Annotated in this window: 21 protein-coding genes; 8 read left to right on the plus strand and 13 right to left on the minus strand. The window is 39.0% G+C overall.

Annotated features, from left to right (window positions below):
• Positions 1–68 precede the first annotated feature (68 nt).
• Positions 69–1,010: an ABUW_2363 family tetratricopeptide repeat lipoprotein gene (locus tag KTI79_RS09600; RefSeq protein ID WP_032053709.1), complete on the plus strand. Its 942-nt coding sequence runs from the start codon at positions 69–71 to the stop codon at positions 1,008–1,010.
• A gap of 115 nt (positions 1,011–1,125) precedes the next feature.
• Positions 1,126–3,132: an esterase/lipase family protein gene (locus KTI79_RS09605; protein WP_086376336.1), complete on the plus strand. Its 2,007-nt coding sequence runs from the start codon at positions 1,126–1,128 to the stop codon at positions 3,130–3,132.
• Between the two features lie 54 nt (positions 3,133–3,186).
• Here the strand turns inward: KTI79_RS09605 and ahpF are convergent, their stop codons facing one another.
• The 3 genes from ahpF to KTI79_RS09620 form a co-directional block, all read right to left on the minus strand.
• Complete coding sequence (ahpF, locus tag KTI79_RS09610) at positions 3,187–4,752, minus strand: alkyl hydroperoxide reductase subunit F (protein WP_032053707.1); 1,566 nt, start codon at positions 4,750–4,752, stop codon at positions 3,187–3,189.
• A gap of 176 nt (positions 4,753–4,928) precedes the next feature.
• Positions 4,929–5,450 carry a chromate transporter gene (locus tag KTI79_RS09615; protein ID WP_002114296.1) on the minus strand — a complete coding sequence of 174 codons (522 nt, stop codon included), beginning with the start codon at positions 5,448–5,450 and terminating at the stop codon, positions 4,929–4,931.
• Positions 5,450–6,010, minus strand: a complete 561-nt coding sequence (locus tag KTI79_RS09620) for a chromate transporter (RefSeq protein WP_032053706.1) — start codon at positions 6,008–6,010, stop codon at positions 5,450–5,452. The genes KTI79_RS09615 and KTI79_RS09620 overlap by 1 nt, the downstream gene beginning before the upstream one ends.
• 101 nt (positions 6,011–6,111) lie before the next feature.
• On the opposite strand from KTI79_RS09620, the gene KTI79_RS09625 reads away from it, so the two are divergent.
• Complete coding sequence (locus KTI79_RS09625; RefSeq protein WP_032053705.1) at positions 6,112–7,014, plus strand: LysR family transcriptional regulator; 903 nt, start codon at positions 6,112–6,114, stop codon at positions 7,012–7,014.
• Between the two features lie 90 nt (positions 7,015–7,104).
• Here KTI79_RS09625 and arsB read toward each other — a convergent pair whose 3' ends face one another.
• Both arsB and KTI79_RS09635 read right to left on the minus strand, forming a co-directional pair.
• Positions 7,105–8,139, minus strand: a complete 1,035-nt coding sequence (gene arsB, locus KTI79_RS09630; protein WP_032053704.1) for an ACR3 family arsenite efflux transporter — start codon at positions 8,137–8,139, stop codon at positions 7,105–7,107.
• A 104-nt stretch (positions 8,140–8,243) separates the two neighbouring features.
• Entirely contained in the window at positions 8,244–8,573 is a 330-nt protein-coding gene (locus KTI79_RS09635) for an ArsR/SmtB family transcription factor (protein ID WP_000610145.1), read from the minus strand.
• An 84-nt stretch (positions 8,574–8,657) separates the two neighbouring features.
• Between KTI79_RS09635 and arsC the strand changes: the two genes are divergently transcribed.
• A complete protein-coding gene (gene arsC / locus KTI79_RS09640; RefSeq protein ID WP_032053703.1) occupies positions 8,658–9,086 on the plus strand; it encodes an arsenate reductase (glutaredoxin) in 429 nt (142 codons plus the stop codon).
• A gap of 69 nt (positions 9,087–9,155) precedes the next feature.
• Here arsC and KTI79_RS09645 read toward each other — a convergent pair whose 3' ends face one another.
• From KTI79_RS09645 to KTI79_RS09655, 3 genes are all read right to left on the minus strand, one after another.
• On the minus strand, positions 9,156–9,317 hold the full coding sequence (locus KTI79_RS09645; protein ID WP_000784879.1) for a DUF1427 family protein: 162 nt from the start codon (positions 9,315–9,317) through the stop codon (positions 9,156–9,158).
• A 57-nt stretch (positions 9,318–9,374) separates the two neighbouring features.
• A complete protein-coding gene (locus KTI79_RS09650; RefSeq protein WP_032053701.1) occupies positions 9,375–11,249 on the minus strand; it encodes an amidohydrolase in 1,875 nt (624 codons plus the stop codon).
• A gap of 310 nt (positions 11,250–11,559) precedes the next feature.
• The gene (locus KTI79_RS09655) at positions 11,560–12,246 is read right to left on the minus strand and encodes a hydrolase (RefSeq protein WP_001043290.1); all 687 of its coding nucleotides are present in this window, start codon (positions 12,244–12,246) and stop codon (positions 11,560–11,562) included.
• A gap of 197 nt (positions 12,247–12,443) precedes the next feature.
• Between KTI79_RS09655 and KTI79_RS09660 the strand changes: the two genes are divergently transcribed.
• The gene (locus KTI79_RS09660; RefSeq protein ID WP_005304435.1) at positions 12,444–13,334 is read left to right on the plus strand and encodes a LysR family transcriptional regulator; all 891 of its coding nucleotides are present in this window, start codon (positions 12,444–12,446) and stop codon (positions 13,332–13,334) included.
• A 40-nt stretch (positions 13,335–13,374) separates the two neighbouring features.
• Here KTI79_RS09660 and KTI79_RS09665 read toward each other — a convergent pair whose 3' ends face one another.
• Positions 13,375–14,124 carry a GntR family transcriptional regulator gene (locus KTI79_RS09665; RefSeq protein ID WP_079284152.1) on the minus strand — a complete coding sequence of 250 codons (750 nt, stop codon included), beginning with the start codon at positions 14,122–14,124 and terminating at the stop codon, positions 13,375–13,377.
• A 400-nt stretch (positions 14,125–14,524) separates the two neighbouring features.
• Here KTI79_RS09665 and KTI79_RS09670 point away from each other — a divergent pair, with 400 nt between their 5' ends.
• Together KTI79_RS09670 and KTI79_RS09675 are read left to right on the plus strand one after the other, a co-directional pair.
• Positions 14,525–15,994: an NCS1 family nucleobase:cation symporter-1 gene (locus KTI79_RS09670; RefSeq protein WP_032053698.1), complete on the plus strand. Its 1,470-nt coding sequence runs from the start codon at positions 14,525–14,527 to the stop codon at positions 15,992–15,994.
• On the plus strand, positions 15,991–16,725 hold the full coding sequence (locus tag KTI79_RS09675) for an aspartate/glutamate racemase family protein (RefSeq protein WP_032053697.1): 735 nt from the start codon (positions 15,991–15,993) through the stop codon (positions 16,723–16,725). Before KTI79_RS09670 ends, KTI79_RS09675 begins: the two co-directional genes overlap by 4 nt.
• Before the next feature lie 66 nt (positions 16,726–16,791).
• Here KTI79_RS09675 and tauD read toward each other — a convergent pair whose 3' ends face one another.
• From tauD to tauA, 4 genes are read right to left on the minus strand one after another with little or no spacing between them, the layout of a single operon-like run.
• Positions 16,792–17,673, minus strand: a complete 882-nt coding sequence (gene tauD / locus KTI79_RS09680; protein WP_032053695.1) for a taurine dioxygenase — start codon at positions 17,671–17,673, stop codon at positions 16,792–16,794.
• A gap of 8 nt (positions 17,674–17,681) precedes the next feature.
• Positions 17,682–18,551, minus strand: coding sequence for a taurine ABC transporter permease TauC (gene tauC / locus KTI79_RS09685; RefSeq protein WP_001092656.1), 870 nt, complete (start codon positions 18,549–18,551; stop codon positions 17,682–17,684).
• The gene (locus KTI79_RS09690; RefSeq protein ID WP_032053694.1) at positions 18,548–19,342 is read right to left on the minus strand and encodes a taurine ABC transporter ATP-binding protein; all 795 of its coding nucleotides are present in this window, start codon (positions 19,340–19,342) and stop codon (positions 18,548–18,550) included. The genes tauC and KTI79_RS09690 overlap by 4 nt, the downstream gene beginning before the upstream one ends.
• A gap of 9 nt (positions 19,343–19,351) precedes the next feature.
• Positions 19,352–20,392, minus strand: a complete 1,041-nt coding sequence (tauA, locus tag KTI79_RS09695) for a taurine ABC transporter substrate-binding protein (protein ID WP_079284151.1) — start codon at positions 20,390–20,392, stop codon at positions 19,352–19,354.
• Between the two features lie 440 nt (positions 20,393–20,832).
• Between tauA and KTI79_RS09700 the strand changes: the two genes are divergently transcribed.
• Positions 20,833–22,017: a hypothetical protein gene (locus KTI79_RS09700; RefSeq protein ID WP_032053692.1), complete on the plus strand. Its 1,185-nt coding sequence runs from the start codon at positions 20,833–20,835 to the stop codon at positions 22,015–22,017.
• Positions 22,018–22,069 lie beyond the last annotated feature (52 nt).

Here is a 22,069-nt window from a genome sequence, read left to right on the forward strand (position 1 = left end):
TGTCTGTTTAGCTTTTCCTAGACTTACCTGTACCAAATCTGACTTTACTAAAATGAACGGAAGATCCTATGAATTTTAAGCCTTTGGCATATATTATCCTTGCGACCTCAAGTTTAACCGCTTGTACAATGGCCCCAGTAAAAGAACAAAAAATTGAGCCTTTTGTTTTCAAGGAACCAGAGCTTACTCCTCCTTTTTATGCACTTAATCCTTTTAACTATGATCAGCCACCGGCATTTGAAGTTGCATTAAAAGATGCTGCTGCACAGCCTGTAACGAAAATGGTGGTAAATCGTCAAGATGATCCGACCAAACAGCTTACACTCGACGTCAACAAACTCATTGTTCCGACTGTAAATAATTCACAACGTTCAATGAAATACGCAGTTTTAGCGGGTGAGAATGAAATTGACGTAACATCTATTGATGACTTCTTACAGTTAGTAGAAGGTAAAGCACGTCACTACCCGCCTCGCTTTACTGACCGCCAAGAACGTAAAGGCTTTGAAAGTAAACTGAAAGAAGTAACACAGCAACTCGATACACTTGCTGCAAATGAAAATGCATCATTTGATATTCTACTTCGTGCTTTTAAAGCAAGTGTTCTTGCACGTAACCTTGATTTAGGTACTGTTCATACCACTAAATCTTTAGAATATGCTCAAAGACTTTTAAAAATTAATCCAGATGATGCGGAAACAAATTTCTGGTTTGGTTTTGGTTTATCTGAAGGTGGCGGCCAACGTGAAGCCATTCCATATTTAGACAAAGCCATTAAAGGTAATGTTCAAGAAGCATATCTAGCTGCAGCAAATAACTATATTGCGATGGAGCAAAAGAAAAATGCGATTCAGACGCTGAAGAATTATAAAGTTAAATATCCAGATGAAGCGGAAGTTGCTGATCGTTTAATTCAAGAAATTGAAAAACAAGGTCGTTGGAATGTATGGCAAGTTTTGACTAACCCAGCTATGTCTCCTGCTACTCCTACTGAAACATCTAAAAAGTAAGTTTAATGATTTAAAAAGGGCTGTTTTGACAGCCCTTTTTTATATTTGATCATTTGAAAATTACTTTAAAATTTGTATGATCTACCTACCATTGAGCCACTATATTTTGACCCTAATGTTTTCAATAAAAATAAGCAAAACACTGGTGACGGTCATGCTACTCGGTTCAATTCTGAGTGGTTGTCAGGTCGTAAATGTTAAGCAGCAAGCTTTGAATGTAACGATTGCAAATGAACGTAATAGTATTCTCACGCAAGATAAACTCAGCGAAGCAAGCCTGAATGTTCTATCTATGTCTGGTCAGGAAGCTAAAGTTTGTACAGACACCCCTGAGACCTGTGTAAATCAACTCAAAAACCTTCCTCAAATTTTAGATGAACAGTTCTTATCAGCAGCAAGCGAGATGTATCTCGCAAAAGCGATGGCTTTATCAGATACGTCTGACTGTAAAGTAAGTAGATTTACTAAACATAAATCTGAAGAAGAACAAAAGAATATTCTGAATAGATATGATGATTGCTTAGACCAGCAATTGAGTCTATTAGATAAAAGTATTCGTTATAGCTATGCGTATCTATTTTCAACGAAACGTCAGCCTAATGACCGTATTTTTGATAATAGACAGGTTCAAATTCGCGATTTCTATAATCAAGCGATCGCCAAAATGGTCAGTGTTTATGATTTAAGACACCCCAAGAAAAATGTGGTTGAACCACAAATTCACATTGGTAAAAGTGTTTACTCAATTGACTTTGAATTTCATAGACAGTTATCAGGTCAAAAATTAGAAAAACTAATTTCAAGTTATAACTTAAATTTTTCTGGCTTAAGAACCATTAACCGCCGCGATGGTTTTGGCTCAGAATTTGTGGCTGTTTTTCCGAGTTCAGGAAATGAAGATATTAATGAATATATTTTAGATCCACTTAAGTACAATTATAAAAATGGTGTGAACCCAAATATTCATCATGCACGCTACTTAGCTGCAACTATTGTAGCTGAACCCAAACACGCAAGTACTGTTGAAGAAATTATTAATAATCCTGAATTCATAATCCGAGTTTATGATCCATATCGAACAGATAATATTAATGTAGCGGGTAAGCAATATCCTCTAGCAGCTAACTTTTCAGCACCTTATGGCCTATGGTTAGCCGAAAACAATTTGGGGGTTGCAGCCTATTTAACTCTGATTGATCGCGATCAGCATTTAACTATGCCACATCTCTACATGCTTGAACCGTACAATCCAAATAAGAAAATTATTGTGTTAGTCCATGGCTTGGCAAGCAGCCCCGAGGCATGGATTGCACTGACCAATGATGTTATGGGCGATACGGTTTTAAGAGACAATTACCAAGTTTGGCAAGTTTTCTATTCGACCAACATGCCAATTTTGGAAAGTCGTTTTCAGATTTATGCACTCTTGAAACAAGCTTTTGGTTCATTAAACCCAAGTGACCCTGCCGCGCATGATGCGGTCCTTGTTGGACATAGTATGGGAGGTATTATCAGCCGTTTACTGGTCAGTGATGGAGATATTACTAAACCTGCCTTAGAGTTGATGACGATTCGTCAGCAGAACCGCTTTAAAAAACATCCAATGGTTACTGAACGATTGCAAATGCATTCAATCAATAATTTTGATCGTGCAATTTTCTTGGCTTCTCCTCATCGAGGTACAGATTATGCAGATCGTTGGTTTACCTTGGCAGCACGTAAAATTATTCGTTTACCCGGTGCATTTTTGTCGGCTGTAGCGACTTCACTGACAACTGAAAATTTAGATGTTAAAGATTTCTTGAGTAATATTGATAATGGTTTGATTCAAAATGGACCGAGCGATCTAAGTCATCAATCTAAATTTATGGAACTCACAAAAGATATTAATCCACATCAAGGATTAGTTTTCCACTCTATTATGGGTAACATCACCAAGAGTGATGATCCTAATGTGATTACCGATGGCATCGTTCCGTATAAGAGTGCTCACTTAGACGGAGCAAAGTCTGAGAAAGTTCTTCCAGGTGGTCATTCCATCCAGCTTACACCACAAGCTGTATTAGAGTTACGTCGTATTTTACGTGAACATTTAGTCGAACACGGTTTATATAAACCATAAAAAGAAAAAAGAACCAAAGGATATCCTTTGGCTCTTTCGTTTTGGGATTAAATTTTATTGCCCAGAACGGATGATGTAATCAAACGCAGAGAGTGATGCTTTAGCGCCTTCACCTGTAGCAATAATGATTTGCTTGTAAGGTACAGTCGTACAGTCACCCGCAGCAAACACACCTTGAACATTGGTTTCGTTGCGGTCATTGACAATGATCTCGCCACGGTTGGTTAACTCAACTTCACTGTCTTTCAGGAAGTCAGTGTTTGGCAGTAAACCAATCTGTACAAAGATCCCTGCAAGCTCTACCACATGCTCTTCATCAGTCGCACGGTCTTTATATTTAAGACCGGTCACTTGTGAACCATCGCCTAACACTTCTGTACTTAAGGCATTCATAATCACAGTGGTGTTTGGCAAGCTATGCAATTTGTTTTGCAAGACTTGGTCAGCACGAAGTTTGGTATCGAATTCAACCAGAGTTACATGTTCAACAATACCTGCAAGGTCAATCGCAGCTTCAACACCTGAGTTACCGCCGCCAATCACCGCAACACGTTTGCCTTTGAACAATGGACCATCACAGTGTGGGCAGTATGCGACACCACGAGTACGGTATTCTTGCTCACCCGGTACATTCATTTCTCTCCAACGTGCACCTGTTGAAAGGATCACAGTTTTCGATTCAAGTTTCGCACCGTTTTCAAGTTCAACTTCAACCAAGCCATTTTCAGTTTGGTTGGCACCTGTGATTTTGCTGACACGTTGCAGGTTCATGATATCGACATCATATTCACGAACATGTGCTTCCATCTCGGCAGCAAACTTAGGACCTTGAGTCTTTTGTACAGACGTGAAGTTTTCAATGTCCATGGTATCCATGACCTGACCACCAAAGCGTTCCGCCACGATACCTGTGTTAATGCCTTTACGTGCCGCATAGATCGCAGCCGTTGCACCTGCAGGACCACCACCAATCACCAATACATCAAATGCATCTTTGGCATTGAGTGCTGCTGCATCTTTTTCAGCCGAGTTGGTATCAAGTTTCGCTACAATCTCTTCAAGGGTCATACGACCTTGGCCAATGTGTTCGTTGTCTTGGAATACCATTGGCACAGCCATGATTTTGCGTTGTTCCACTTCATCTTGGAAGAATGAACCATCAATCATGGTTGCCGTGGTGTTCGGGTTATAAATCGCAATCAGGTTAAGCGCCTGTACCACGTCCGGACAGTTATGACAGCTTAGCGATACGAATACATCAAAGTTTGCTTTGAGGTTTAAGCCTTTAATCTGGTTAAGTACTTCATCCGACACTTTAGGTGCATAACCAGAGACCTGTAACAGTGCCAAGATCAAAGACGTAAACTCATGGCCCATTGGTAAGCCTGCAAAGAACACACGAGGCTGTTCACCTGCTTTAGCCACACCAAAGCTTGGACGGCGTGTATTGTTGCCATCAAAACGGGCAGTTACCTTGTCAGAAAGCTCGGCGATTTCACTTACCAGCTCTTTAATTTGAGCTGCTTTATCTGATTCATCTAAAGCAGCAACTAATTCGATTGGACCTTCTAGACGTTCTAAGTAAGCTTTTAATTGAGTTTTAATGTTTTGATCTAACATCTGTTTTTTACTCCAATACATCCAAATTCTTTCAATAGATGCATAGTACGTGAAAACACAGAATAGGTAAAACAGTATGTTTTTATAAATTTGATCGGTTTTTTAGATTTTATTATTTCCGCAATTAAAAAAAGCCGACCTGAACTCATCCAGCGCAGGTCGGCAAACTGGTTAAACTAGAGTAAGACCACACCAAATACAGCCCCAGCAATCAAAACATGCAAGGGATGAACTTTTTTAATTAAAGATAATAAAGTTGCAATGACTACCATAATAATGAGTAAAGTATTTATTGCCGCTGCCTCAGAGATAATCCAAGCACTGGCAAGCACCGTTCCAACAGTGACAGGTTGTAAAGCAAGCTGTAAAACACGGCGCCATTTTTTATCTTTAAATTTTGACCAGCCTCTCATTACAAACACAGTAATAATCGACGAAGGTAAAAATTTAGCTGTAGAGGTCACGAGTAGACCTGACAACCCTGCTACATGCCATCCCACCAAAGGTACAATCATCATGTTCGGACCAGGTGCAGCTTGAGCCATAGCAAACAGAGCACTAAATTCTTGTGCTGTCATCCAATGGTGAATATCAACCACTTGGCGTTGCATTTCAGGCAAAATCGTATTTCCGCCACCAAATGCGATAAGAGACAACTGAGTAAAAATGATCGCTAAAGTAAGTAGAACTGCGCCCATTACACACGTCTCCAAATAATAGTTGAATAAAGAGCCAACAAAATTAGCATGGTCAAAAGCAAGGAGATTTTTAGAAAAGCAATACTGACAATTGCCGCCACTACAACACACATTGCTAATGGATTACGTAATAAGGGCTTAAGCATTTTCAAACCTGTTGCAACCAGAAGCCCTGCTGCTGCTGCTGCTAAACCTTCGAAAAGGTGCTTAACCATCAAGTTATCTTGGAACTGCTCATAGACATAATGTAAAAGTACAACAATGACTGTTGGAGCAAAGATTAAACCAATCAGAGAGCTTACTGCACCACGGACACCGCGAAACTCCATGCCAATCGCAACCGATAAATTAATGATATTGCCGCCCGGTAAAAATTGACACAGACCCAGTAACTCAGTGAATTTTTCAGGACTTAGCCACTGTCTTTGCTCTACAACAACTTTACGGGCCAAAGGCAACACACCACCAAATCCAATTAAACCTAATGTTAAAAAACCTAAAAATAACTCTGTGCAGGTCGGTACACTCTCCTTCTGCACGGCAATCTCAACATGGTTCATTTTCATTACTTTTCACTTTATCTGACCAGCATAGAATGCTACTTTTATGATATATCTACAAATGCTTTTATTTTCACTAACCATACCCTAAAGGTATTCCTATGCTAGATTTACATAAGCTTCATGCCTTTGTGGTAGTAGTAGAAGAACGGAATATCACACATGCGGCAAACCGATTATTTATTCAGCAGCCGCCTTTAACGCGTTTACTCAAAAAACTAGAACAAGAACTCGGTACACAGTTGATTGTGAGGCAACCGCGTGGCATTGAACCTACTGAAGCGGGCTTAGCCTTATTTAAAGAAGCACAAATTTTATTAGAGCATGCTCGACATATTCCTAAATTAGTCCAAGACGTTAGCCAAGGTAAAACTGGACAGCTCAATATTGGTTTTACAAGTTCAGCAGGCTTACACCCCCTCATTTCACTCGTATTACGTTCATATCGTGAAATATATCCTGCAGTACAAACCAAACTTGAAGAAGCAGGCAGTCAAAAACAACTGGACTGGTTAATTTCGGAAAAGTTAGATATTGCTTTTCTAAGAGCACCGATCAGCCGTGATATTGGGTTAAAACATCTTCATATATTAGATGAGTCAATGGTAGTGGCATTACCTATAGGACATCCACTTACACAAAAAGACAAAATTAGTTTAAGTGATTTGTCAGAGGAGAATTTTGTTTTATACCGTCGTTCTTCAGGACAAGGTTTATATGACAATATTTTATATAGCTGCTATCAGGCAGGTTTTAGTCCACGCATTATTCAAGAAGCACCTCGACCTACTGCAACATTAAATTTAGTCGCTGCTGGAATTGGTATAACAATTGTGCCCGCTTCAATGCATAACTTTTGGGACCATGAAATCGTCTATCGCGAGTTTGATGATTCAATAAAACTAAATGCGCCTATTTACTTGATTACAAGAGAAAATGAAAACTCAGCTAAAGTGTCAAACTTCATTGAACTCATGCAAAAACTATTACCTACAATGACCTAAGTGTAAAAGCTATGCAATAAAAAGTGCCTATATAAAGACACTTTTTTAAAGTCATTTTTAGCAAAAAATAGTTCAAATTTTGCTACGTTTTCAAGAGTAATACTTTTTCTTTAACCAAAGCGAAACCGAAACCAGTGAGATCAACACTGGTACTTCAACCAATGGCCCGATCACTGTAGTAAAAGCAACCGGTGATGCCAAACCAAAAGTTGCAATAGCTACGGCTAAAGCTAACTCAAAGTTGTTTCCAGCTGCGGTAAATGAAATTGCTGCTGTTTGAGGATAATTATTCCCCATCCGTTTACTCATAAAGAAACTGATAAAAAACATTACGACAAAGTAAATTGTCAGAGGAATCGCAATACGCAATACATCTAAAGGTAAACTCACCACATCGCCACCTTTTAAGCTAAACATAGCGACAATGGTAAAAAGTAAAGCAATTAAACTAATCGGGCTGATTTTTGGTAAAAACTTGGTTTGATACCACTCTAAGCCTTTTGATTTAACTAAAACTACACGAGTCAAGAAACCCATTAAAAATGGAATACCCAAATACACCAAAACAGCATGTGTGATGGTCCAAAAATTGACATCAATCACTTGCCCTGCCACACCAAAATATGGCGGCAAGAAAGTTAAGAAAAGCCAGGCATAGGTGCTAAAAAATAAAATCTGAAAAATACTATTAAAGGCGACCAAAGCTGCAACATATTGGTTGTCACCACAAGCTAAGCCATTCCAAACCAAAACCATTGCAATACAACGTGCTAAGCCAATTAAAATAAGGCCCGTCATATACTCAGGATAGTTATGCAAAAAAACAATCGCAAGAATGAACATTAAAACTGGAGCAATAATCCAGTTTTGTACCAGCGATAAAGTTAAAGTTTTCTTATCTTTAAATACTTCTGGTAAGGCAGCATAATCAACCTTTGCTAAAGGCGGATACATCATCAAAATTAAGCCGATTGCGATTGGAATATTAACGTTATCTACACTTAATTCATTTAAAGACATAGATGCCTGAGGAAAGAAAACTCCAATCGCTAAACCTAAAGCCATTGCTATAAAAATCCATAGCGTCAGGTTCCGATCTAAAAAGGAAAGCCCTTGTTTGGTCATGTTCTACTCGAAGAAAGAATTGATTAATTTTGCTCAATACACACAAATGACTTATGCACTTATGCTAAGAAAATCTGAATTTTAAAGACGGAAAGCTAGGAAGATTAATCACAGCACGTTGTCGTAATGAAAGGCTGATCCTGTTGTTTTACTCTTGTCCCAGTCTCATCATTTCCGATCACTTTTAAAATATCTAAAGCCCAGATAGGTAAATCAGGATTTAAGCTGTAATAGACCCATTGGCCTTTTCTTTCATCCAGTAATACGCCATGAGTTCTTAATAAGGCTAAGTGCCTGGAGATTTTCGGTTGGCTCAACTCAAGCTGTTCTGTTAGCTCACAAACACAAATATTTTGTTTATTTAGAACTAATTTAAGAATATTTAACCGAGTTTGGTCAGATAGACATTTAAAGAAATCGACTTGATTGATCATATCTTCAACAGAGTATATTCGTTATTGCAAATATACGGATATCCATATATAAATGCAATATCTTAATTTATCGATAAATTTGTCATGACTGAATTAGTGAAGATCTACCATAACCCTGCATGTGGCACGTCACGCAATACTTTGGCACTCATTCGTCATGCCAGGCTTGAACCTCTCGTTATTGAATATTTAAAAACACCACCAAGTAAAGATGAACTAATCCAACTCATTAAGGATTCAAACTTAACTGTACGTGAGGCAATCCGTAAAAATGTTGATCCATATAAAGATTTAGAGTTGGAACAAGCCCATTGGGCCGACGAACAGTTAATTGATTTTATGGTGCAATATCCAATTTTAATTAATCGCCCATTTGTGGTTACACCAAAAGGCACACGACTTTGCCGCCCTTCTGAAGTGGTGCTCGACATTTTAGATTCACAAAACTTAGGCTATTTTGCAAAAGAAGATGGCGAAGTAATCATTGATGAACAAGGCAGTCGTATAAAGTAATTAAAGATACTTATTAATATAAAAAGCTAAATGGCATGGAACCATTTAGCTTTTTCTGAATGAAACAGATTAAAAATAGGATTTGATAAAAGGAAGAAGTTGCTCTCCTATTACCATGCCTAATAATCCGACTAACGCAACAAGAGGTGGAGCTGGTGACTTAACATTTAAGACGTAATATAAGACACCAACGAGCAACCCTACAGCCAAAGATAACAAGTACATTTTCATCGTACATACCTTAGGGAAGCAAGCCATTTAACCAGACAGGTTCCCAAACTGTTTTATTTAAAATGCAAAACAAGAACACCCGAGTGCACCCCAGAAAGATTTTTTATCTTTATCATTTACAGGAACATCAAGCATCCAAGAGTGGCTATGTCCATGCATGCCACAACTGCTAGCACATTCACACAATGCACTTTGTGACTGTAATGATTGATTCGAAGGTGCATTACGATTTTCGGATAAACGCCACTGACCACCAAAGCGTTTTACTGGCGACCATGTTGGAGATGCTGGTGGTAACGGCGGATCATCTTGCTTAAACTCTGCACCTGCATAGACCACTTTTCCGCCTAAAACAGTGAGTACGGACTCAATCCACTGGATATCTTCTGCTTCAACCTTGAAGTAGTCATCAGACAATACGACTAGATCAGCAAGTTCCCCTGCTGTGAGTGAACCTTTAACGTCTTTTTCACCTGAGAACCAAGCCGAACCTTTAGTCCAGAGTTTGAGTGCTGTCTGACGGTCTAATAGATTTTTTTCATCATAGAGTGGCAAACCACCAACTGTTTTACCAGTACTTAACCAATACAAACACACCCAAGGGTTATAGGATGCAACACGAGTCGCATCTGTCCCCGCACCCACAGGAACACCTAGTTCTAACATTTTCTTAACTGGTGGCGTCGCCTGAGCAGCTTCGGCACCATAGCGTTTTACGAAAATTTCACCTTGATATGCCATACGATGTTGAATGGCGATACCGCCACCCAACGCACCTATACGTTCGATATTACGCTCAGATACAGTTTCGGCATGGTCAATAATAAATCGAGTTGCAAATGGCTGTTTTGAATTGACGCGCTCAAATACATTGAGCAAACGATTAATACTTTCATCATAGGTTGCATGAATACGGAATGGCCATTTCTTTTCAGCCAAGTGTTCTACAATGGCTTCGAGTTCACCTTCCATTTTTTCTGGTAAATCTGGACGTGGCTCATAGAAGTCTTCGAAGTCACCCGCAGACCAAGTCAGGTTCTCACCAGCTCCATTCATTCTAAATAGCTCATCACCATCGCCCGGAAATGTCATTTCGGTCCAGCGGCGATAATCATCAAGCTCTTGGCCTGCCTTCTGAGCAAATAGGTTATAAGCAATTCGAACCGTCATTTGATTTTGATCGTGCAATTGCTTAATCACATCATAATCTTCAGGATAGTTTTGACCGCCACCGCCAGCATCAATTGCTGAAGTAATACCTAATCGGTTCAGTTCACGCATGAAATGACGAGTTGAATTGACTTGATCTTCAACTGGCAATTTCGGCGCCTTACCTAAAGTCGAATATAAAATCATAGCGGATGGCGTAGCGAGCAATAGACCTGTTGGCTCACCCTTTTCATCTCGTACAATCTTGCCACCCGGCGGATCCGGTGTATCTTTATTAAAGCCTAATACATCAAGCGCTGCCCGGTTCAACAAAGCACTGGCATATAAATGTAAAACAAAGACAGGAGTATCTGGCGCAGCTTTATTAATTTCTTCTAAAGTCGGTAAACGCTTTTCAGCAAACTGGAACTCAGTCCAACCGCCTACTACACGGACCCATTGTGGAGCTGGAGTATTATCTGCTTGCTCTTTAAGTAAGCGTAGTGCATCTGCAACGGATGGTACACCTTCCCAGCGCAATTCCATATTGTAATTTAGGCCACCACGAATAATATGCAGATGACTGTCATTTAGACCTGGTATAACGCGACGGCCATTTAAGTCTACGACTTTGCTTGTTGGTATTGCGAGTTTCATAACCTCCTCATTTGTACCCGTGCGTACGACTTTACCGTCTGCAATCGCAATTGCTTGTACTTCGGGATTCTGAGGATCTAGTGTTGTGATTTTACCGTTTATGAGTATGAGGTTTATTTCGGTCATTCTGAACTCCATTCTTGTGAATTATCGTTCTAAAAAATAAAGGTATAGCAACATATATATTTCATTATTCTTTTTGATTTTACACGACGGAGTCTGACCGTTTTACATCCAATAAGAGGAGTTAATTCTGTTACTTTTCTTTCGGGAAAAGTAACCAAAACCATTGCCATCTGCAAAACTCGTTCAATTACAATCTTTTCAGATTTTGTCCTGCCTCGAACAGTTGCAGATGGCTTTTCCACTTATCCAATATAGTCAAAAATCGAATAAATCAACTTAAATATCGAAATACCCTTAACTCAACTATTTCTTATTTTGCAGGAACTGGTGCAAGTACTTCGTGTTTTGATGTTGTACGTTCAGGCGCCTTATGTACCATCGTATAGGCATAGTCCACACCCATACCGTAAGCACCAGAATGTTCGCGTACAATTGCCATAACTGCATCATACGTATCACGGTGTGCCCAATCACGTTGCCATTCGAGTAAGACTTGTTGCCAAGTTACTGGAACAACACCCGCTTGAATCATGCGCTGCATGGCATAATCATGTGCTTCTTTTGATGTACCACCAGAAGCATCTGCAACCATATAAATTTCATAATCGCCTTCAAGCATGGCACCAAAAGCAAAGGTGTTATTACACACTTCAGTCCACAAACCTGAAACAATCACTTTTTTACGATTATTTTTTGCAAGCGAATCACGTACTTTTTGGTCATCCCATGAATTCATTGAAGTACGTTCTAGTAATGGAGCATCTGGAAATACATCTAAAAGTTCTGGATAGGTATGGCCAGAAAAGCTTTCAGTTTCAACCGTGGTAATGGTGACAGGAATATTGAATGTTTTAGCTGCTTTTGCTAAGCCTACAGTATTATTCTTTAATACTTGGCGGTCTATTGACTGTACCCCAAAAGCCATTTGTGGCTGATGATCAATAAAAATAACCTGACAATTTGTTGGTGAAAGTTGTTCTAAAAGTGACTTATTCATGGGTAAACTCCATTATTCCTTATGAGTAATGCATTAAAATTGCTTACTGGTCATTATCAAAACAGATAAAAATGTAAAAGCATAGACAGCAAATCAGCACGAATCTGTATGCTGTATGAATACAATAAAATCAATGATTGCTTTTTAATTTTTATAGTTTAATCATTGATATATATTTTTTTAACTTTTGCTTATCCATGGATCGATTAGACTGTATTTCCACTTTTGTAAGTGTCGTAGAACATGGGAATTTTAGTAGCGCAGCCAGAGCACTCGACATCTCACGTGACTTGGTTGCCAAACGTGTTTGCTACCTCGAAAATGACCTGAAAACCACACTGTTAACCCGAACCACAAGACAGATGAACCTCACCTCGTGTGGAGAAAAGTTTTATCAGCATAGCAAAGTCATTTTAAGTGAGTTTGAATGGGCTGCCTACGAAATTAGCTATAATCAGCAGTACCCAGAAGGCGAACTCAAGCTCAATACACCAATGTCTTTTAGCAATATTTTTCTTCAAAATATCATTTCAGACTTTATTGAGAAATATCCCAGCATCAAAATTGATTTATTCATGACTGATCAACTACTAGATATGAATAATAATAAATTTGATTTAACCATTCGCGTAGATGGCTCTCCTCCAAACTTAGCAAATAGTAAAATATTAAATACCTATCAGCGCTATCTATATGCGACACCTGAGTATTTTAATCAGCACGGATTACCAGACTCATTAGAAGAACTTAAAGAACATAAATTTCTGATTTATTATCAGGATAGTCGTCATAAGAAATTGATTTTCCAAAAAGATCAAAAAGAAGTGTCCTTTAATTGCTTCCCAGTCATGACCTGTAATAATGGTGAATTATTATTAGATATGTGTTTAAAAGATCACGGTATCGTCTTTCTTCCAGAGTTTATTGCAGAGCCTTACTACAAAGAAGGTAAATTACAGAAATGTTTGGAGGACTACACCAGTCAGCCACTTCACTTATATGTTACATGGCCAAACCGTAAGATTTTATCGAAGAAAGTAAAACTATTTATTGATTTTTTAACGCATCAAATCATTCCTATAAAATAACCGATCTGGGCCTTTTCCATAGGAAATGGCCCATTATTTTTTAGTTAGTTTGAATGGTTTCAATTTTCTTATTTTTAAATAAATTTAATAAATTTTGCTCTGCTGTTGCTGTGCTGTCTTCTTCAACAAATGTCGTCGCGTAGTGTTCTAAGTGCTCTTCCATCAATTGAGTTGCTCGCTTTTCATCGCCTTGCTCAATGGCATTTAAAATTGCACGATGTTCATCTGCCGAACAATTATTATGTTTGGGAATTTCATATAACCCAATTAATAACGAAGTCCTTGCAATAAGCGTCTGCAAATAACTGGTCATTATCGTATTTTGATTTGCTTCAATCAGCTTTAAATGAAATTGCCCTGATAGCTTAATCCACTCGGCCCAATTGCCAGCTAAACGCTCATGAGACTCTTGATCGACTAAACCTCGAAGCTCACTAAAATCTAAGCTATGTGACTTCTGAGCTAGCTTTTTTACAGTAGCGATTTCAAGCATGCTACGTGCTTCAAAGACCTCTTTTGTTTCATGAGCACTATGTTTTGCTATGAGTGCTCCACGATTGGGCTGAATTTCGATGACCTTATCATGTGCAAGTTTGACAAAAACACGTCTTAACACTCCTCGCGTTACACCGAATGCTTCACACAAAGGTGCTTCAACTAAACGTGCGCCAGGGGAAAGTTGTCGATTTAAAATAGCATCTACAATAGCGTTATATATATGGTCATCAATTTCATCATTGCTCATTTCTACGGCTTTTTTTGGTGCATTCGATGGCATTGATTTCTCCATTTTTATTGATGCCCCCTCTTTTTAAAACTTTATCTAATGACAATAGTGTAAGTTTAACTTAAGCGTTTGGAAATATTTCTCTCATTTTCACAACAAATATACTGAACCAAATAATTCAATATTAAATCTCTAAAGATCCACTTATACAGCTAAATTTATTTACTTTTTATAAAAAATTAAGCACTTCCCATTTTATAAATTTGTCTCTGCATATCCAAAATCCATACCAGTTTAAATAACTCATAAGCGCTACTTCGTAAATTTGGCATAACTTTTGCTCAATTAAGATTGTGCACAATTTAAATATCACATTGTACACAATCTTAATTTCATTCTTTTAGACAGTATTTCAAGCTGCTGAAGAACGTGCCCGCCCAACATAGGGAAGTGAGTGTTCAAGATGAATAATACCGAAGCAATAATTAAACCTTCTTATGATGCAAAACTGACAAATCAAGACTTAGCTCCTTTAAAAAAGCAAACATGGGGCGCTTATAATATTTTTGCTTTCTGGATGTCTGATGTTCATAGTGTCGGCGGTTATGTCATGGCTGGAAGTCTTTTTGCACTTGGGCTCAATAGCTGGCAGGTACTTCTCTCTTTACTCATCGGCATTGCCATAGTTCAGTTTTTTACAAACCTGATTGCCAAGTCTAGCCAACAAACTGGTACGCCCTATCCTGTTATTTGCCGCGCAACCTTTGGTGTGCTTGGTGCAAATATTCCTGCTGTTATTCGGGGTCTTATCGCCGTCGCATGGTATGGCATTCAAACTTATTTGGCCTCAAGTGCATTCTTATTGGTCATTTTAAAGTTCTTTCCAGAATGGTCAGCCTATGCTGATGTTTCAACTTACGGCTTTCTTGGGCTTTCCTATTTAGGATGGGTTGGCTTTATGCTGCTTTGGTTACTGCAAGCAATTGTTTTTTGGTCTGGCATGGACAGCATACGTAAATTTATTGACTGGGCAGGTCCGGCTGTCTACGTTGTAATGTTTGCGATGGCAGTATGGCTCATCTGGAAAGCTGGCTGGCAAAATATTGATTTAAACTTGAGCGGTGTTCAATACGACGGCTTTGCGGTTGTACCTGTCATGATTGGTGCTATTGCGCTTGTTGTCTCATATTTTTCAGGGCCGATGCTGAACTTTGGTGACTTCTCTCGTTATGGTAAAAGCTTTAACGCGATTAAAATGGGCAACTTTCTTGGCCTACCGATCAATTTCTTAGGCTTTTCTTTACTTACTGTGGTGTGTATTGCTGCAACGCTTCCAGTGTACGGCAAGCTCATTACAGACCCTGTCGAGATGGTCGGTAAACTGGATAACACATTTGTAGTCATTTTAGGTAGTTTGACCTTAATGATTGCCACCATCGGGATTAATATTGTCGCTAACTTTGTTTCACCTGCCTTTGATTTTTCCAACGTTTCACCGAGCAAAATTAGCTGGCGCATGGGTGGAATGATTGCAGCAGTAGGTTCAATTTTCATTACCCCATGGAATTTGTTTAATAACCCTCAAGTGATCCATTACACCATTGATATTTTAGGCGCATTTATCGGCCCACTTTTTGGTGTATTGCTCGCCGATTTTTACCTCGTTAAAAAACAAAAAATCGTGGTAGATGATTTATATACCTTAGATACCAAAGGCTTGTATTGGTACAAAAATGGTTATAACCACTCTGCTTTTTATGCCTTAATTCCAGCTTCATTAATTCCTATTCTCTGCGTACTTTTACCACAACTGTCTGGGCTGGCTAATTTCACATGGTTTATCGGTATGGGATTTGGTTTTGTAATCTACCGATTTCTTAATCAACCGCTTGCCCATGCTAAATCGGCACTGACTAAGGCAAAAGTACAATGAAAATTAAAATTATTAATCCCAATACTACTCAAAGTATGACAGACAAAATTGCTGCATCAGCAAAGGTAGTCGCGAGTTCTGGTACTCAAATTATTGCAGTGAGTCCTCAAATGGGCCCTGCAACGATTGAAAGTTATTATGATGAAGCCCTAAGTGCCGTAGGGGTGCTGGAGGAAATCCGCCAAGGTGAACTTCTAGGTGTAGATGCTTATGTTATTGCCTGTTTTGGTGATCCTGCGCTTTACGCTGCCCGTGAAATGACCTCAGCACCTGTGATTGGGATTGCCGAAGCAGCTATGCGAACTGCAAGTTATGTAAGTACTGGTTTTAGTGTAGTCACGACATTACAACGCACAGTGAATATGAGCTGGCATTTGACTCATCGCTATGGCGCTACGCCATTTTGCAAAAATGTTCGGGCATGTGATATCGCAGTTAAAGAGTTGGAGCTTCCTGACTCAGATGCTTATCGAACCATACGAGATGAGTGCAAAAAAGCACTCGCTGAAGATAAAAGCGATGCGATTGTTTTAGGCTGTGCAGGTATGAGTGATTTATGTCTAAAGCTACAAAACGAGTTGGGTTTAATTGTTATTGACGGCGTTACAGCAGCCGTTAAACAAGCTGAAATGTTAGTTCAATTAAATTTAAAAACCAGCAAAGTTGGTGATTGGGCCCCACCTCCTGTAAAGAGTTACACAGGCATATTGTCAGGATTGGGAATGCGCTAAAGAGCTATTGTTTCAATTCCAACTCAAAACGCTGCGTTGGAATTGAAACGGCTGAAAACCAAAGAATTAAACTTCGGCTAACTCTGGCTGTTGTTCATTTTTATAAAATGGCACATCGCCATTAATAGTTGCACGGTGCATGATGCGATGAGCATCACCATAATCAAATAATGCTTTATGTTGTGTGCAACGGTTATCCCAAATCGCGATATCACCATCTTGCCACTTCCAACGCAAATGAAATTGCTCTTGGGTCGCATGTTCAAACAAGAAATCAAGTAATTGCTCACTTTCTTGTTCAGGTAACTCATTAATGCGAGTGGTAAAGCCCTCACTTACAAATAACAAAGGCTCACCTGTAACCGGATGGGTACGCACCACTGGGTGAACCACTGGTGGGTTACGCTTAAATGTTTGCAAAAGCTTTTCACGTTCTTCTTCATTATGGGCAAAACGTTCAAGCGGAAAAGACTTACGTATATCGTGCGTTGCAGTTAAGCCACGCAATTTTTGCTGCAACTCAAGCGGAAGCCCTTTAAAAGCTGCTGTGTTGCTCGACCACAACGTGTCACCACCTACAGTTGGAATTTTAATAGCTTGCAACACACAACCTAAAGGTGGAGTTTTACTAAAAGTCACGTCTGTGTGCCAAAGTTCATTGTCACGCAAATCTTGTTTCCAACTGTCGAGCACCATCACCTCCGGTACATCTTCAATTGAAGGATAAATCGGGTGCACATGTAAGGTGCCAAAACTACGGGCCAAGTCTGCTTGCGCTTGTGGCGCTAATTGTTGCTTTCGAAAAAAAATGACCTGATGATCAAGCAAAGCCTGCTGGATTTGTTGCGTTGTCTGTTCATTTAACGCATTCAAATCAATATTGTGAATAATTGCGCCAATGGTAGGCTTGATCACTTCTATATTTAAGTTTGCTACTACTGTATTCATCTTCTTTACTACAACTGCTGACCATACCAAGGAGAAAACTGTTTTTGTAACCACCGTAAAAACAGCTCAAAACTAACTGCGACAATCGCAATCACAATAATGCCCAGAATCACCGTATCGGTAATTAAGAACTGTGCTGCCGATTGCACCATAAAACCAATACCACGGTCCGCTGCAACCAACTCTGCTGCAACTAATGTTGACCAGCCCACCCCAAGACCAATACGAATACCGGTAATAATATGAGGTAAGGCGGTTGGTAAAATGACATGCCAAAAGACTTGTGACTGACTTGCCCCTAGCGACAATGCCGCACGTTCACGATTAAGTTGATGGCTTAACACGCCATGCGCACTACTAATAATGACAGGCGCCAAAATCGAGAAGAAAATCAAAAGTACTTTTGTCGTTTCGCCAATACCAAACCAAATTACAAGTAACGGCAAATAAGCTAACGGTGGAATTGGGCGTAATAATTCAACCAAAGGATCTAGAACAGCACGAACCCATTTGTTCAACCCCATCCACAAGCCCAGCGGAACACCAATCACTACGGCAGCAATCAAAGCTAAAAATACACGTGAGATACTGGCTGCCAAGTGTTGCCACAAAGTTGCTTTCATAAAGCCTTCTTGGCTAACCGATATAAATTTTTGCCAGACTGCCTGTGGACTCGGTAAAAACAGTTCAGGTACAACATGCAAAGCAGTAATGAGGAACCAGAGTGCAACTACACTTCCCACACTGATTATGCTGACCGCCAAAGTTCGATGCTTCTCAAAAAATGACGATAGAAATGAAGCATTTTCTGTTTGCACATTTAACTCAGGTTTAAGCTCTGCTTTGTCATATTCGTAGACGTTATCTTTAGTGTTCATGTAGGTAACGCCTCCTTACCGCTTTGTTTTTGTGCTCTTAAACTTTCAAATAACTGCTCTCTGAGCTGAATAAATTGAGGGTCCGATTTAATCGAACGAATAGATTCGCCTTGACGATATCGATTAGCAAAATCGAGATATAGAGTTTCTACAATTTTGCCTGGATGCGCCGTCATCAGAACTAACTGATTGCTGAGCAATAACGCTTCTTCAATATCATGAGTAATCAAAAAGAAGCTTTTATTTTGTTGAATCCATAAATCGAGCACTAACTGCTGCATGTTTTCACGAGTAAAAGCATCCAATGCAGCAAAAGGTTCATCTAATAAAATAAACGGCGCGTGGCTGATCAAAGCTCTGGCAATACCAACACGTTGTTTCATACCACCGGAAAGTTCCCAGATATTGGCTTTTTCAACGTGGCTTAAACCCACAATTTTTAAAATTGCACTCACTTGCGCTTCAATCTCTGCACGCTTTAAACCCTTTAACTGCAAAGCGAAGCCAACATTATCTGCAACATTCAACCAAGGAAGTAAGGCGTGATCCTGAAACACGACAGCGCGGGTTACATCGGGTCCATTTACCATTTCATGATTTACAAGCACATCACCTGAACTCGGCTTTTGAAACCCTGCCAAGATATTAAGCAAAGTTGTTTTGCCACAACCTGACTCGCCCAAAATCACGGTTAAAGAACCTTCTTCAATCGTTAGGTTAATGTCTTGTAAAACTGGCTTTTGCTGTTTAGGAAAAGTCAGATGAATATGTTTGGCTTCTAGTACACTCATGACAACTCCTTAAGGCTGCAAAAATGAAGAATTCACATTGCCTTTATAATCGGCTTTAAGTTGATCGACCTTGCCCTGACCTTTTAAGAATTTCGCTGTATCAAAAATATTTTGCGCAAATTCACCATCTAATGTTTGTTTTTGCTGAGCATGGTCAAGGTAGATGTTTCCACTTAATAAAAGTGGGATATCTTTTGGATCAGAACCTGTGAGCTGCGCAATTTTTTGCACGTTATCGGCATCTTTAACGTAAGCGGCTGGATCTTGATTATATTTTTCAAGCTGCTCAAGCGTAGTTTTAACAAAAGCTTTTAAGAAATCAGGGTTTTTCTCTGCAAAATCTTTACGTACAACCCATAAGTCATAAGTTGGAGCACCCCATTCACCGACTTGTTTTGAGTCGGTTAAAACCGTACCAGATGCTTTGGCTTTACTTAAAGCAGGTTCCCACACATATGCTGCATCAATATCACCACGTTCCCAAGCAGCTGAAATTTCAGGTGGACGCAAGTTAATAATTTTTACTTTGTCTTCTGGAATGTTCCAATGTTTCAGTGCAGACAAAAGGCTGTAATGGGTTGTTGAAACAAACGGTACAGCAATGGTTTTGCCAATTAAATCTTGAGGAGTTTTAATGCCTGATTTATTACTTATTACTAATGCTTCAGATGCGCCAAGTTTTGATGTAATTAAGAATACTTCAATCGGTAAATCACGGCTTGCCGCAGCAGCAAGTGGGCTTGAACCAATATTGCCAAGTACGACATCACCTGAAGCAAGTGCGTTTACAACATCTGAACCCGCATCAAATTTTTTCCATTGAATGGTTCGTTGACTATGTTTTTCATATTCCCCATTCGCCTGCGCCACTTTGCTTGGGTCAACCCCAGTTTGATAAGCAATCACAACAGGTTTGTTGTCACGAACTGAAGCACTTGTATTATTGTCTTTTTTATTTTGCCATACGATAAATGCAACAATTGCGACTACTACAATTGCCGTGATAATCAACGGTTTGGTCTTCGTGCTCATAATTTCATGATCTTTCAATAATATAAGCTCATGGTATTCAGCCGGCTTTATAATGAAAAATAAAAAAATATGAGTTGCTTATCTAATTTTTATAAATAACTTTTACTTATAAGTTTTTATCTTTTGGTAAAAAGCAAATTTTAAGCAATCATATAGATTAGCGGTAAAATTAAAATACTTATATATCAATAATTAAAAACGATATTCACAAAAGATAAGATGTGAAAAGGCTGACACACATCTTCTAAGTATTTTATCCTACTCATTTCAACATTTTTATTTTTGCTTATCGCACCCAGAGTTTTGCATCTCATTAATTTTCATTCTTTTATATAAAGTACAGATTTTATTATCTTTTTATCTTAAATCTTCTGCAAATATTAAGATTTGGACAAATCTTTTTCTGGTTTATACATGAGGCAAATTTAATTTTTATTTTTAAGAGGAGAAAAATTCTTTTGTTTAAACATTCTCAAATTTTGACAAAAACATTAATTACAACGTCTTTGCTTACATTCAGCCTCTCAAGTCATGCAGCCCTTACCTTTGGCAATGCTGAAGAAGGTCAACTTAAAGTAAGCGGTACTGTTCGAGCTAAATATGTTTATGATTTTGACTCAGATCCCACTACAAGTAAATTCTCTTTTAATGACGCGGTCTTATGGCTGGACTACAACTCCCCGAAATGGATTGGTCGCCTAGATTATCGGGTTTATGAATATTATGGACGTTTAGGCGATGCCTATTGGCTCACCGATGCATGGTTGGGTTATAAAATTAATGAAAACAGTAAAATTATTGCTGGCTTAAACCCCGTTCCTTTTGGCTTGGGTCGCTTTTGGGGAAATACTTATTATTTAGGCATTGCCAATAGTGCAGGTTGGGAAGATGTACATAATCTTGGCGTAAAATATGATTTCAATGATGGAACCAATGAAGCACAACTCGCCTTTTATCCTACCGATGGTGGCACTTATAGAGGTAAAAGCAAAGACTCGAGTCGATTTAGTATCAACCCTGTCAATGCAGATGACTCTGTACCGCAAGGCACTAATACCAAAGAAAAGAACTCCATTGTTGTTCGCGGTGCTCATACCTTTAAAAATGTCTTAGGACAAGAAAATTTATCTACCCAACTTGGCGCCTCCGCATGGTATTCCACCATTGAAAACAAACGTTCAGGACAAGATGGCGATCGCCAAGTTTATTCAGTTTTTAGCAATACCAATTACAACCAATGGAATTTACAGCTTTTGGCTGGTTATCAAGACATTGATAATGCCGACACTGAATATAAAGATCACCTGACTTTGGGCGGTTTCGATTATTCATTTAACTCTGCAACCAAAGGTCAGATTTATTCAGCCGAACTCAGCTATTTATTTCCTCAGCAGTTTGGCCCAATTACCTCTGTTCGCCCGTATTTAAACTATAGTTCTTATAGAAAAGAGCAAGATGGCTTTAAAGACTCCACCCGTTTTATTCCCGGCATTGCGTTTAACTATCAAAAATTGACAGTACAAGCCGAGTTGCTGATGGGTAAACACGATCCATATCTAGGAGACAGTGAAGGCCTTGCGGCTGGTGGAAGCAATGATAAATGGAATAAAAAAGCATTTGTGATTTTTGCTTATTACTTCTAATTCTAAAAATAAAGGCCAACATCTGTTGGCCTTTATTTTTATCTAGATATTT

Source organism: Acinetobacter sp. WU_MDCI_Abxd143 (assembly GCF_025514195.1).
Classification (GTDB): Bacteria; Pseudomonadota; Gammaproteobacteria; order Pseudomonadales; family Moraxellaceae; genus Acinetobacter; species Acinetobacter pittii_H.

Bases quoted from the DNA above. Each gene is read 5' to 3' on its own strand.
- KTI79_RS09660 (WP_005304435.1), top strand. From the start codon at position 12,444: ATGGATCGATTAGACTGTATTTCCACTTTTGTAAGTGTCGTAGAACAT.
- tauC (WP_001092656.1), bottom strand. From the start codon at position 18,551: ATGAACACTAAAGATAACGTCTACGAATATGACAAAGCAGAGCTTAAA.
- arsB (WP_032053704.1), bottom strand. From the start codon at position 8,139: ATGACCAAACAAGGGCTTTCCTTTTTAGATCGGAACCTGACGCTATGG.
- KTI79_RS09645 (WP_000784879.1), bottom strand. From the start codon at position 9,317: ATGAAAATGTACTTGTTATCTTTGGCTGTAGGGTTGCTCGTTGGTGTC.
- KTI79_RS09650 (WP_032053701.1), bottom strand. From the start codon at position 11,249: ATGACCGAAATAAACCTCATACTCATAAACGGTAAAATCACAACACTA.
- KTI79_RS09690 (WP_032053694.1), bottom strand. From the start codon at position 19,342: ATGAGTGTACTAGAAGCCAAACATATTCATCTGACTTTTCCTAAACAG.
- KTI79_RS09670 (WP_032053698.1), top strand. From the start codon at position 14,525: ATGAATAATACCGAAGCAATAATTAAACCTTCTTATGATGCAAAACTG.
- KTI79_RS09655 (WP_001043290.1), bottom strand. From the start codon at position 12,246: ATGAATAAGTCACTTTTAGAACAACTTTCACCAACAAATTGTCAGGTT.
- KTI79_RS09600 (WP_032053709.1), top strand. From the start codon at position 69: ATGAATTTTAAGCCTTTGGCATATATTATCCTTGCGACCTCAAGTTTA.
- arsC (WP_032053703.1), top strand. From the start codon at position 8,658: ATGACTGAATTAGTGAAGATCTACCATAACCCTGCATGTGGCACGTCA.
- KTI79_RS09675 (WP_032053697.1), top strand. From the start codon at position 15,991: ATGAAAATTAAAATTATTAATCCCAATACTACTCAAAGTATGACAGAC.
- ahpF (WP_032053707.1), bottom strand. From the start codon at position 4,752: ATGTTAGATCAAAACATTAAAACTCAATTAAAAGCTTACTTAGAACGT.
- tauD (WP_032053695.1), bottom strand. From the start codon at position 17,673: ATGAATACAGTAGTAGCAAACTTAAATATAGAAGTGATCAAGCCTACC.
- KTI79_RS09620 (WP_032053706.1), bottom strand. From the start codon at position 6,010: ATGAACCATGTTGAGATTGCCGTGCAGAAGGAGAGTGTACCGACCTGC.
- KTI79_RS09635 (WP_000610145.1), bottom strand. From the start codon at position 8,573: ATGATCAATCAAGTCGATTTCTTTAAATGTCTATCTGACCAAACTCGG.
- KTI79_RS09625 (WP_032053705.1), top strand. From the start codon at position 6,112: ATGCTAGATTTACATAAGCTTCATGCCTTTGTGGTAGTAGTAGAAGAA.
- KTI79_RS09665 (WP_079284152.1), bottom strand. From the start codon at position 14,124: ATGGAGAAATCAATGCCATCGAATGCACCAAAAAAAGCCGTAGAAATG.
- KTI79_RS09615 (WP_002114296.1), bottom strand. From the start codon at position 5,450: ATGGGCGCAGTTCTACTTACTTTAGCGATCATTTTTACTCAGTTGTCT.
- KTI79_RS09605 (WP_086376336.1), top strand. From the start codon at position 1,126: ATGTTTTCAATAAAAATAAGCAAAACACTGGTGACGGTCATGCTACTC.